Raw genomic sequence first — 11,766 nt, forward strand, 5'->3', positions numbered from 1 at the left:
ATGTCGTGGATCGAGAAGCTCACCGGATCGCTCGAGCAGAAGAAGCAGTACAAGAACGCCGTCGCGCGGATGGATGCCTTGCCCGCGCCCTACCGCGACGCGGCGAAGGCCTATCAGCGGTACTTCATGTACTCCGCGGGATTCCTCGACGGCGACACGCTCGTGACCCTGTTCGCGGACTTCGTCGACCTCTGGGAGCGCGCCGCGGCCGACGCCACCCCGCTGCGCGACATCGTCGGCGCGGACCCCGTCGAGTTCGGCGAGGACTTCGTCCGCGCGTACTCGGGCCGGCAGTGGATCGACAAGGAGCGCGCGCGGCTGGTCGAGGCGATCGAGCGGGCCGAACGGGAACGCTCATGAACGCCACCGCCACGCCCCCCGCCACCGCGCCCGCGATCCGGGTCGCCGGCATCGAGAAGTCGTTCGGAGACCTGGAGGTGCTCCGCGGCGTCGACCTCGAGGTGCCGCGGGGCACCGTCGTGGCCCTGCTGGGCTCGAACGGGGCCGGCAAGACGACCCTCGTGCGGATCCTGGCGACGCTGCTGCGACCCGATCGCGGGCTCGCGACGGTCGACGGGCACGATGTGGCCACCGACGGGGATGCCGTGCGGCGCGCCATCAGCCTGACCGGCCAGTTCGCCGCCGTCGACGAGGTGCTGACGGGGCGGGAGAACCTCCTGCTCGTCGCCCGGCTGCGGCACGTGGCCGCACCGGCCGACGTCGTCGACGCTCTGCTCGCGCGGTTCTCGCTGACGGATGCCGCGTCGCGCCCGGCCGGCACGTACTCCGGCGGCATGCGGCGTCGACTCGACATCGCCATGAGCCTCGTCGGAGATCCGTCCGTCGTCTTCCTCGACGAGCCGACGACGGGCCTCGACCCCCAGGCGCGCGCGGAGGTGTGGAGCACCGTCCGTGCGCTCGCCGACGGCGGGACGACCGTGCTGCTGACGACCCAGTATCTCGACGAGGCCGAGCAGCTGGCCGACCGCATCGCCATCCTGCATCGCGGCCGCATCCTGGTCGAGGGCACGCTCGCGGAGCTGAAGCGCCTGCTGCCCCCGGCGACGGTGGAGTACGTCGAGAAGCAGCCCACGCTCGAGGAGATCTTCCTCGCCCTCACCGGCGCGGCCGATCCCGAGACCGACACCGATCCCCACACCGACACCGAGAGGCGCGCATCATGAGCACCGCACTCCTGGACACCCGCATCCTCACCGGGCGCTCGCTGCGCCACATCCTGCGCAGCCCCGACACGATCATCACGACGGCCGTGACGCCCGTCGCACTCCTGCTGCTGTTCGTCTACGTGTTCGGCGGGGCCATCGACACCGGGTCGGGTCCGTACATCGACTACATGCTCCCCGGCATCCTGCTCATCACGATCGCCTCGGGCATCGCGTACACCGCGTACCGTCTCTTCCTCGATCTGCAGGGCGGCATCCTCGAGCGGTTCCAGTCCATGCCGATCGCCCGGTCGAGTGTGCTGTGGGCGCACGTGCTCACGTCGTTGGCGGCGAACACCGCCTCGCTGGTCATCGTGGTCGCCGTCGCGCTGGCCATGGGCTTCCGCACGGGGGCCGGTGTGCTCGGCTGGCTCGCGGTGATCGGCATCCTGCTGCTGTTCACGACGGCGCTGACCTGGGTGGCGGTGATCGCGGGGTTGACGGCCAAGACCGTGGATGGCGCGAGCGCCTTCAGCTATCCGCTGATCTTCCTCCCGTTCCTCAGCTCCGCCTTCGTGCCCACCGACTCCATGCCGGCTCCGGTCGCCTGGTTCGCGGAGAACCAACCGGTGACGCCGATCGTCGAGACGATCCGTGCCCTGTTCGCGGGCGCGCCGGTCTCGGGTCAGATCTGGGTGGCCCTGGGCTGGGTGCTCGGCATCCTCGTCGCGGCCTTCGTCGCCGCCTCGGCGATCTACCGCCGCCGGACGACCTGACGCGAGGCGCCGTCGCGCGGGAGGCCCACCCGGCCGTGTACTTTAGGTAAGGCAATCCTTATCCGAAGTCGGCTCCGGCCGTCGTCCCGTCAGGAGCTCCCGTGCGCCCTGCCCCGTCTGCGCGTCCCGTCGCGATCGCCCTGCTCGCGATCGTCGCGGCGGTCTCTCCCGCCGCCCCCGCCGCTGCGACGGGAGAGACCGATCCCGCCGACTGCACGGTGACGGCCGCGTCGCTGACCTGGGGGTTCAAGGAGTCGTTCCGCTCCTACATCTCCGGCTCGATCGCCCGCGGTGGGTGGGAGACGGTCGATGGCGCGACGTACACCACGCCCGCCTTCCACTGGTCCGCCGGCACCGGCACCGTCGCCCCGGACGGCACCGTCGGCGCGGTCTCCTTCCCCGGCGGCATCCGGTTCACGGGGCACGACGGGCTGCTCGACACGACCGTCGCCCACCCCACGCTCGCGCTGTCGGCGGGTGGGGCCCGACTGCTCCTCGACGTCGCGGGCGTCTCGATGGAGAACGCGATGGCCGGCGACGGCACCGTCGACACGGTCACCCAAACGCCGTTCGTCACGGTCGACGCGGCCGCCATCGAGTACGTGCGCGCCGGCGACGTCGTCACGTTCTCCGCGACGGATGCCGCGACCGCCGTGACGGAGGAGGGCTTCGCCGCCTTCGGCAGCTATCCGGCCGGAACGGCGTTCGACCCGCTCACGTTCTCGGTCACGGCGCAGTGCCCGGCATCCACCCCGACCGCCGAGGTCGCGCCCGCCGCCCCCGCGGAATCCGGGACGGACGACGCCGCACTCGCCGCGAGCCGTGAGCCCTCGGCGCCGGTCGGGGCGATCGCCGGGGCGGCCGCCGCCGTCGTCGCGGTCGCGGCGGCCGCGCTGCTCCTCGTCCGCCGGCGCCGGAACCGCGCCGGCGCGGAAGGGGAGGGCTCGTGATCCTCCGCCGCGTCGCGGCGACGGCGCTGAGCCTCGTCGTCGTGCTCCTGGCCGGCTGCTCCGCCGCGGCGGCGCCCGCCGAGCCCACGGCATCCGCTCCGCGCGTCGCGTTGTCGGAGGTCAGCCCGCTCGCCGACCCCAAGGCGTACGTCGGCCCCTCGACCGCGACGCTCGACGACGCCGCGATCGAGCCCGTCCTCGCCGCGCCGTCGTCGCGGCTGCCGGTCACCGTGACCTCCCGCGACCTGTCGGGCGATGTGGAGGTCACCGTCACCGACGCCTCGCGTGTCATCGCCATGGACCTCTCCGGTTCCCTCGCGGCGACCGTCGCGGGGCTCGGCTTCGCCGACCGGCTGGTCGGCCGCGACATCTCGACCACCTTCGCGGGCGTGAGCGACCTGCCCGTGATCACCTCCGGCGGCCACTCCGTCAACGCCGAGGCGATCATCGGGCTCGCGCCGACGCTCGTCATCACGGACGGGAGCATCGGTCCGGCCGACGTCGTCCAGCAGCTGCGCGACGTCGGCATCACGGTGGTGTTCGTCGAGCGCTCGTCCTCGTTCGCGGGCGCCGCCGCGCAGGCGCGCGCCGTCGCCGCGATCTTCGGTGCCGCCGACGCCGGAGACCTGCTGGCCGGCCGCATCGAGGGCGAGCTGCAGACCGTCACCGCGCAGATCTCCCGGATCGCGCCCGCCGCCGAGTCCGACCGGCTGCGCATGGTCTTCCTCTATCTGCGCGGGACGTCGGGCATCTACTACCTGTTCGGTAGCGAGTCCGGCGCCGACGACCTCATCGGCGCCCTCGGCGGCATCGACGTCGCCGGTCAGCTGGGCTGGCGCGGCATGCAGCCGATGACCGACGAGGCGATGGTCGCCGCCGACCCCGACCTGATCCTCGTCATGACCGCCGGCATCGCGTCGGTCGGCGGCATCGACGGGCTGCTCGCCGAGAAGCCCGCGATCGCGCTCACCTCCGCGGGTCAGCACCGACGCTTCGTCGACATGGCGGACGGGCAGATCCTCTCGTTCGGCCCGCGGTCGGCGGAGGTGCTGGATGCGCTCGCGCGGGCGGTCTATGCGCCCGACGGCGCGTCGGATGCCGCGTCGCCGGCCGTGCCGGCGGAGCAGGGCCCGTGACCTCCGTCGCCCCCGCCCCCTCGCCGGGTCCGTCGCGCGGCGCGGCGACGCGGGTGCCGCCGCGTCCGCGCCGTCGGGGCCGTGCGGGCGCCGTCTTCGCGGTGACGGCGGCCCTGCTCCTGGTCGGGGTCATCCTCTCGGCGGGCATCGGTCAGTTGCCCATCGGCCCGGCCGAGGTCGTCGGCTCCCTGCTGCGCTCCCTCGGCATCCCGAACGCCTGGGCGCCGTCGGCGCCGTTGATCGAGCAGACGCTGTGGCAGATCCGCTTCCCCCGCGTGGTCATGTCGGTGCTGGTGGGGGCGTTGCTGGCGCTCGCCGGCGCCGTCATGCAGGCCATCTTCGCCAACCCTCTGGCCGAGCCCGGTGTCGTCGGGGTGTCGTCGGGCGCCGCCGTCGGGGCCGCCGCCGCGATCACGCTCGGCCTCACCTCCCTCGGCGGCTGGACGACCGCCGTGTTCGCCTTCGTCGGAGGGCTGGCGGCGACCCTCGTCGTGTACGCGACGGCCCGGTCGCAGGGTCGCACCGAATCGGTCACGCTGATCCTCACCGGCATCGCGGTCAACGCCTTCACGGGAGCCGCGCTCGCCGTGCTGATGTTCGCGGGCGACACGGCGTCTCGCGAGCAGATCGTGTTCTGGCAGCTGGGCTCGATGAACGGCTCCCGGTGGACCGAGGTGGGGCTCGTCGCCCTGGTCGGGCTGGCCGCGGCATCCGCCACGGTCGGTCTCGCCCGCCGGCTCGACCTGTTGGCCCTCGGCGACCGCACGGCGGCGCACCTGGGGGTGCGGGTCGAACGGCTGCGCGTGATCGCGATCGTGCTGGTCGCCCTGCTCACGGGCGTCGCCGTGGCCTTCGTGGGCATCATCGCGTTCGTGGGGCTGGTGGTGCCGCACGTGATGCGGATGCTGCTGGGCCCCTCGAATCGCACGCTGCTTCCCGCCTCGCTGCTCGGCGGGGCGGTCGTGCTCGTCTCTGCCGACCTCCTCGCCCGCACGGTGATCCCGTCGGCGGACCTCCCCATCGGCGTGCTGACCTCACTGGTCGGCGGACCGTTCTTCTACGTGCTCATCCGCCGCACCCGTCGCCGCGCCGGAGGCTGGGCGTGAGCGGGCTCGCCTATGCGCTCCGCGACGTGTCCTACCGGGTCGGCTCGCCCGGGGGAGGCGCCGAGATCCTCGCGGGCGTCACCCTCGACATCGCCTACGGGCGGGTTCTGGCCCTCGTCGGTCCCAACGGTGCGGGGAAGTCGACTCTCCTGAGCGTGCTGACCGGGGATGCGGCGCCCTCCGCCGGCACGGTGGAGCTCGACGGGCGTCCGCTCGCCCAGTGGCGCGCGCGGGAGCTCGCACGCGCCCGGTCGGTCCTCCTGCAGTCGCATCGGGTCGCGTTCTCGTTCACGGCGGCCGACGTCGTGGAGATGGGTCGAGCGCCCTGGATCAACACGGCGCGGGCCGACGACGACGATCGCCTCATCGCCGAGGCGCTGACGCGGGCAGACGTGTCCCACCTGCGCGAGCGGGAGTTCCCGTCGTTGTCGGGCGGCGAGAAGGCGCGGGTGTCGCTGGCCCGCGTGCTGGCGCAGGACACGCCCATCGTGCTGCTCGACGAGCCCACGGCCGCTCTCGACCTCCGCCACCAGGAGGACGTGCTGCGGATCGCCCGGGAGCTGGCGGCGGAGGGGCGCGCGGTGGTCGTGGTGCTCCACGACCTGTCGCTCGCCGGCGCCTACGCCGACGAGATCGCGGTCATCGATCGCGGCCGACTCGTCGCGCACGGCGAACCCGCGGAGGTCTTGGTGGAGGAGCGGATCGCCGAGGTCTACGGCATCCCCGTGCGCGTGCTGGCCGACCCTGACACGGGCCGGCCGATCATCCTCCCCCGGCGCGGTTCATACCGGTGAATGGAATGGATAAGGATAGGCTAAGCTAACTCCAAGCTGGACGTTTGCCCTACGTCATTCGCTTCCTTTCGCCACACTCCTGGAGGTTCTCCCGTGCACAGAACAAGGAGGCCGTCGCTGAGACGCGCCCTCGCGAGCGGGCTGGCCGCCGTGCTCGTCGCCGCCGGTTCGCTCGTCGGCGTCGCCGCGCCCGCGCAGGCCGCATCCGATCCCGCGCTGACGGCGACCGTCGGCGACATCGCGGTCGCGGGCACCGGGTTCCAGAACGTGCAGGCGCTGCCGGGTCAGACGGCACCGCACGTCTACCTCGCGCTGGTGACGCGCGACGGCTACGACGTCGACCAGGCCAGCACTCCGAACACGGATGCCGTCGTGGATGCCGGCGGAAGCGTGGCCGGAACCCTCACGCAGACCGCCGCGAAGCTGGATAGCGCGACGGCGTACGACGTGATCGCGTGGCCGTCGCGCTCGTTCCCGTCGGCGTCGAACCTGCTCGCGCGCACTGCGGTCACCATCGACTGGGAGGCGCTGTTCCCGCCCACCGCGACCACGACGACCCTCACCGTGTCGCCGAGTGGGTCCGCCGTGTCGGGCACGAGCGTGGCGCTGACCGCGACCGTCACGCCCGCGGCATCCGGCGCCGTGGAGTTCTTCGACGGCTCCGTGTCGCTGGGCTCCGTCGCCGTCGCGGCCGGCTCGGCGCAGGTGATCACCTCGGCGCTGAGCGTCGGCGGGCACTCGCTGACGGCCGTGTTCACCCCGGCCGATGCCGCCACCAGCGGCTCGACGTCGGATGCCGTCGCCTACGACATCACCGCGGTCGTCGAGCCCGAGAAGCCGACGCCCGCCGTCTCGGTGTTCCTCGCCGACGGCGTCACCGCGTATACGGGTCAGGCGCTGTACGACGGCGACACCGTCGTCGTGAAGGGCCGGGGTTTCGTGCCGGACGCGCCGGCGACCGACGGAACGCGTCCGCCTCTCGCGGGCGCCTTCGGCGGCGCGTACGTGGGCTTCGGCTTCTACGCCGGCGACGCCTGGACCTCGGCCGGCCGCAGCACCGAGTACACCCGGTGGGCGGTGTCGGAGGGTGATGTCGCCAAGATCGGCGGCGCGGCGGCGGGTGCCGTCGCCATCGCGGCGGACGGCACCTTCGCCACGACGCTGAGCGTCGTGCGCAGCGCGACGGCGCCCGACGGTGCCCGCTTCGGCGTGCGCACGTGGGCCGCCGGCGGCGCGGTCTACGCGCCCTTCTCGACGTTCACCGTCGTCGACGCGGCCGGCTCCGCGCCGGAGCCCGCCCCGACCCCGACGGTCACCGTGTCGAAGACGGCGGATCTCGACCCGAGCGGCGAGACGGTGACGGTCACCGGCACCGGCTTCCTCCCCCACTCGCCCGACACCGACGGCACCCGGCCGCCGCTGCAGGGCTCGTTCACCGGGGCCTACGTCGTGTTCGGCTCCTTCGCCGCCGACTGGCGACCGAGCACCGGCGCGACCTCCTCCGCGCGCAAGGGCTTCGACACGAAGTGGGGCCTGCTCGCCGCCGACGTTTCGAAGGTCGGGGGCGCCGCCGCAGGTGCGATCGAGATCGCCGCCGACGGCAGCTTCTCGACCACGCTGCACGTCTCGAAGGCCGACGGCGCGCTCGCGAACGGCACGTGGGGCGTGTACACCTACGCGGCCGGCGGTGCGACGTACGCGCCGTTCGAGACCGCCACGCCGATCTCGTTCACGGCCGAGGTGCCCCCGGTCGATGGTCCGACGGTCACCGTGACCCCGGCATCCGAACTGGACCCCGCCGTCGAGAACGTCCTGACCGTCTCAGGCACCGGCTTCACCGGACCCGGCGCGGCCAACGGCGTGTACGTGCTGTTCGGCGAGAGTTCGCTGTGGTCGGGGCAGTCCGCGCTCCCCGCCGGCGGGTGGATCGCGCAGGCCTGGGTCCCGACGATCCTCGACGGCGCGTTCACCACGACGCTGACGATCCCGGCCGGCACCCTCGAGCCGGGCACGAGCTACCAGGTCGCGACGTCCGCGGCGCACGGGCTGTCGCTGACGGACCGCAGCCTCGACACCTTCACGGCGGTGACGGTGGCGACGCCGACCACCACGACGCCCACCGTGTTCCTGAGCGCACCCAGCGTCGTCCAGGGCGGATCGCTCACGGTGCGCGGCAGCGGCTTCCCCGCCGGGGTCGCCGTCACCGTCGAGGTGCACTCCGACGTGGTCGACCTCGGCACCACGACCGTCGGCGACGGCGGCCTCTTCTCGGTCACCGGCGTCATCCCGGCCACCCTGCCCGCGGGCGCGCACACGGTCGTCGTCCGTGCGGGCGACATCACCGTGGAGCAGCCGATCACGGTCGAGGCCGCATCGGCATCCCCCGCGCCCGAGGCGGTCGCCGCACCGGTCGCGGTCTGCACGGCGTGGGCGGTCGACGGGGCCTCCCTCACGTGGGGTGTGAAGCAGAGCTTCGTGTCGTACGTGAACGGCCCGATCGCGAAGGGCTCCGCGTCGATCGCGTGGCGCAGCGGATCGGGGGCGTTCAACACCGAGGAGGGCATCGGCCGGGTGTCCTTCGGCGGAGCGGCGAGCTTCACCGGACACGGAGGCCTGCTCGACCTGACGATCTCCAACCCCGTGATCCAGGTCACCGGCGCGCGCACTGCGACCCTCAGCGCCTACGTGCAGTCGAAGGGATACGGCGGCAGCCCGTCGGTCGACGGCCGCGTCGTGCTCGCGAACCTGACGCTCCCGGCGGCGACGACCCGCGGCGGCGCGATCGCGTGGACGGATGCCGCGGCCACCCTGACGGCGGCCGGCGCGGAGGCCTTCGGCGGTTTCTACGCGGCGGGCGAGAGCCTCGACCCGGTGTCGTTCTCGTTCCCGCTGGGCGCGGAGGTGCCGTGCGACACGGCGACGTCGGGAGCACTCGCGGCCACGGGCGGAACGATGCCGGACGGAACCGTCTGGGTGGGGCTCGGAATGCTCCTGCTCGGTGCGGGCCTGGTGGCGATCCGCCGCAGGACGATGGCCGACCGCGCGGTCTGAGCCCTCGACCCCGCAGCGCCCCGCCCGGCTTCGGCGGGGCGCTGCGGCGCTTCGGCGCGGCGCCCGGCGCCCGAGGCCGCGCGCGGCCTCAACTGCAAGGCGCGGTGCCCGACGCGCCGTCTTCGCAGGGGGATGCCGCGGCGTGTCGCCCGGCATCCCTTGCACTTCGGCCCGCGGGCGCAGGCGGGGGCACCGGCATGCGGCGGAACCCCCGGTCGTTGAGCGAGGCGCGCAGCGCCGAGTCGAAACGCCCGCGCCCGTGTGCCCCGAACTGCAAGGCGCGGTGTCCGACACGCGGTCTCCGCAGGGGGATGCGGCGGTGTGTCGCCCGGCATCCCTTGCAGTTCGGCATGCGGGCGCAGGCGGGGGCACCGGCATGGGTCACGCTCCCGGTCGTTGAGCGAGGCGCGCAGCGCCGAGTCGAAACGCCCGCGCCCGCCGCCTCAACTGCGAGGCGCGGTGCTCGACACGCCATCTTCGCAGGGGGATGCCGCGGTGTGTCGCCCCGCATCCCTTGCACTTCGGCCCGGGGGCACAGGCGGGGGCACCGGCATGCGGCGGAACCCCCGGTCGTTGAGCGAGGGGCGCAGCGCCGAGTCGAAACGCCCCGCGCGCGACGCGGCGACCCAACTGCAAGGCGCGGTGCCCGACACGCCGTCTCCGCGGGGGGATGCCGCGGCGTGTCGCCCCGCATCCCTTGCAGTCCGGCCCGCGGGCGCAGACGGGGGCACGGGCATGGGTCACGCTCCCGGTCGTTGAGCGAGGCGCGTAGCGCCGAGTCGAAACGCCCGCGCGCTGCCTCAACTGCAAGGCGCGGTGCCCGACACGCCGTCTTCGCAGGGGGATGCCGCGGTGTGTCGCCCCGCATCCCTTGCACTTCGGCACCGGCCCCGGCCACCGGCCCCGGCCCCCCGGCCGGCCGCGGCTCAGTCGGCGGCGGGGGCGGCGGCGACGCCGGCGTCGGCATCGGCCGCGGCGCGCTGTTCGGGGGTGAGGCGGCGGCGCTGCGCCTTCGACGGGCGGATCGCGGGCACGTCGCCGACGATCGGCACCGGTGTGCGATACAGGTGCACGCCGTAGCGGGCCACCAGTCCGATCAGCACCATCAGCTTGTTGCGGGGCCCGAGCAGGCTCGCGATGTGGACGAACAGCCACGTCATCCACGCGACCGATCCGGTGAGCGCCACCGTCTTGCGCAGCAGCGGGATCTTGCCGAGGAAGCGCAGACGGTGCAGCACCGGCAGGTTCGCGATGCCGGGGAGCTCCCCGATCGCCGAGCGACGGCCGATGATCGCGAGCTGACCCTTGTCGTAGTAGGAGAACGGCGCGGTCGGCTCGCCCGCGATGAGGCGCACGATCTGGCGCGCCACGTGCTCACCGCCCTGGATGGCCGGCTGCGCCAGCTGGGGCAGATCCTGCGGCGCGATCGCGACGTCGCCGGCGGCGAAGACCCCGGGCAGCCCCACGACCTGCAGGTCCTCCCCGACGCGGATGCGGTCGCCCTTGTCCAGCGGCAGGCTCCAGTCGCGCACCTCCTCGTGCGGCGCGACACCCGTCGCCCACACGGTGAGATCGGACGGCAGCACGGTGCCGTCCGAGAGCACGACGGCATCCGGTCGCACCTCGTCCACGCCCGCCCCGAGGCGCAGCTCGACGTCGCGGCGCCGCAGCTGGGCGGCCGCGTAGTCGCGGAGCTTCGGGATGAACGGCTTGAGGATCTCGCTGCGCTGCACGAGCGTGATGCGGAAGGCATCGCCGTCGAGCTCGGGGTACGCCGGCTCGAGCCCCTGGTCGCGCAGCTCGGCGAGGGCACCGGCCATCTCGATGCCGGTCGGCCCGCCGCCGATCACGACGACCGAGAGCCCCTTGGTGCGGCCGCCCTGCACCGCGACGCGCTCCAGACGGGTGAAGAGGGTGTCGCGGATCGCGATCGCCTGCGAGCGGGAGTACACGGCGAACGAGTTCTCCTTCGCCCCGGGGGTGCCGTGATACGCCGTGGTGACGCCGTTCGCGACGAGCAGGTAGTCGTACGACATCTCCTGACCGTCGAGCAGACGCACGGTGCGGGCATCGGTGTCGATCTCCATGAGGTGCTCGTGCACGACGTCGAGGTTGGGCTGGCGCACGCGCAGGCTTCGCAGGAAGTGGGTCACGTCGCCGGGGTTCAGCCCGCCGGTGGCCACCTGGTACAGCAGCGGCTGGAAGGTGTTGTAGACGCGCCGGTCGACGAGCGTCACGCGCACCGGTGCGTGGCGCAGGGCCCGCGCCGCGCTGATTCCGGCGAAGCCCCCGCCGATGATGACCACGTGCGGCCTCGCATCCGGAACCGGGTTCGTCGCGCCGTCAGAAGCCAGGGGAGCGGATGCCGTCATAGCCGCAGATTACCGCGACGCCGTGACGAGCTCGTGTCGCCCGCCTCCGGATGGGAGGTGGGACAATGGGGTCATGACGCCCACCGCCGACCACCGCATCGAGACCGCCCAGGTGCGGCGCAGCCCGCGGTACGCGGTGTTCCTCCTGGCGGGCGCTGCCCTCGGCATCCTGGTCGCCCTGGTGCTGACCTTCGCGTTCGACGGCACCGAGAACGTCAGTGCGACCACGGGTGTGACCTACTCGACCTCGCAGGTCTTCGGCTTCGTGTGCCTCTTCGCGATCCCCCTCGGCATCGCCGTCGGCGGCGTGGTCGCGCTGGTGCTCGATCGCTCCCTCGCCCGCCGCGCCCGCGAGGTGCGCGTCGATCACGAGGTCATCACCGTCGACGACGCCGAGTAAGCCCCGTTCGCACGACCG

At 73.2% G+C, this 11,766-nt stretch carries 10 protein-coding genes; 9 read left to right on the top strand and 1 reads right to left on the bottom strand.

What is annotated here, in order from left to right:
* The 8 genes from KY498_RS12550 (at position 1) to KY498_RS12585 (ending at position 8,976) form a co-directional block, all read left to right on the top strand.
* On the top strand, positions 1 to 360 hold the full coding sequence (locus tag KY498_RS12550) for a DUF1048 domain-containing protein (protein ID WP_101307044.1): 360 nt from the start codon (positions 1 to 3) through the stop codon (positions 358 to 360).
* Positions 357 to 1,184: an ABC transporter ATP-binding protein gene (locus KY498_RS12555; protein ID WP_191009219.1), complete on the top strand. Its 828-nt coding sequence runs from the start codon at positions 357 to 359 to the stop codon at positions 1,182 to 1,184. The genes KY498_RS12550 and KY498_RS12555 overlap by 4 nt, the downstream gene beginning before the upstream one ends.
* On the top strand, positions 1,181 to 1,939 hold the full coding sequence (locus KY498_RS12560) for an ABC transporter permease (RefSeq protein ID WP_082734107.1): 759 nt from the start codon (positions 1,181 to 1,183) through the stop codon (positions 1,937 to 1,939). Before KY498_RS12555 ends, KY498_RS12560 begins: the two co-directional genes overlap by 4 nt.
* 101 nt (positions 1,940 to 2,040) lie before the next feature.
* Positions 2,041 to 2,889, top strand: coding sequence for an HtaA domain-containing protein (locus tag KY498_RS12565; protein WP_191009218.1), 849 nt, complete (start codon positions 2,041 to 2,043; stop codon positions 2,887 to 2,889).
* Positions 2,886 to 4,025 carry a hemin ABC transporter substrate-binding protein gene (locus tag KY498_RS12570; RefSeq protein WP_223848754.1) on the top strand — a complete coding sequence of 380 codons (1,140 nt, stop codon included), beginning with the start codon at positions 2,886 to 2,888 and terminating at the stop codon, positions 4,023 to 4,025. The genes KY498_RS12565 and KY498_RS12570 overlap by 4 nt, the downstream gene beginning before the upstream one ends.
* A 53-nt stretch (positions 4,026 to 4,078) precedes the next feature.
* The gene (locus tag KY498_RS12575; RefSeq protein WP_101307299.1) at positions 4,079 to 5,131 is read left to right on the top strand and encodes an iron ABC transporter permease; all 1,053 of its coding nucleotides are present in this window, start codon (positions 4,079 to 4,081) and stop codon (positions 5,129 to 5,131) included.
* Positions 5,128 to 5,925: a heme ABC transporter ATP-binding protein gene (locus KY498_RS12580; RefSeq protein WP_101307040.1), complete on the top strand. Its 798-nt coding sequence runs from the start codon at positions 5,128 to 5,130 to the stop codon at positions 5,923 to 5,925. The genes KY498_RS12575 and KY498_RS12580 overlap by 4 nt, the downstream gene beginning before the upstream one ends.
* Positions 5,926 to 6,018: 93 nt before the next feature.
* Positions 6,019 to 8,976, top strand: a complete 2,958-nt coding sequence (locus KY498_RS12585) for an HtaA domain-containing protein (RefSeq protein ID WP_191009217.1) — start codon at positions 6,019 to 6,021, stop codon at positions 8,974 to 8,976.
* Positions 8,977 to 9,902: 926 nt separating this feature from the next.
* Here KY498_RS12585 and KY498_RS12590 read toward each other — a convergent pair.
* A complete protein-coding gene (locus KY498_RS12590; RefSeq protein ID WP_191009596.1) occupies positions 9,903 to 11,282 on the bottom strand; it encodes an NAD(P)/FAD-dependent oxidoreductase in 1,380 nt (459 codons plus the stop codon).
* 139 nt (positions 11,283 to 11,421) lie between these two features.
* Between KY498_RS12590 and KY498_RS12595 the strand changes: the two genes are divergently transcribed.
* Positions 11,422 to 11,748, top strand: a complete 327-nt coding sequence (locus KY498_RS12595; RefSeq protein WP_060959104.1) for a hypothetical protein — start codon at positions 11,422 to 11,424, stop codon at positions 11,746 to 11,748.
* Positions 11,749 to 11,766 lie beyond the last annotated feature (18 nt).

This window comes from Microbacterium sp. PAMC21962 (assembly GCF_019443465.1).
Taxonomy (GTDB): domain Bacteria; phylum Actinomycetota; class Actinomycetes; order Actinomycetales; family Microbacteriaceae; genus Microbacterium; species Microbacterium hominis.

What these genes read in the sequence shown, in the direction of transcription:
- KY498_RS12555 (WP_191009219.1), top strand. Translation starts at nt 357, where the DNA reads ATGAACGCCACCGCCACGCCCCCCGCCACCGCGCCCGCGATCCGGGTC.
- KY498_RS12560 (WP_082734107.1), top strand. Translation starts at nt 1,181, where the DNA reads ATGAGCACCGCACTCCTGGACACCCGCATCCTCACCGGGCGCTCGCTG.
- KY498_RS12595 (WP_060959104.1), top strand. Translation starts at nt 11,422, where the DNA reads ATGACGCCCACCGCCGACCACCGCATCGAGACCGCCCAGGTGCGGCGC.
- KY498_RS12550 (WP_101307044.1), top strand. Translation starts at nt 1, where the DNA reads ATGTCGTGGATCGAGAAGCTCACCGGATCGCTCGAGCAGAAGAAGCAG.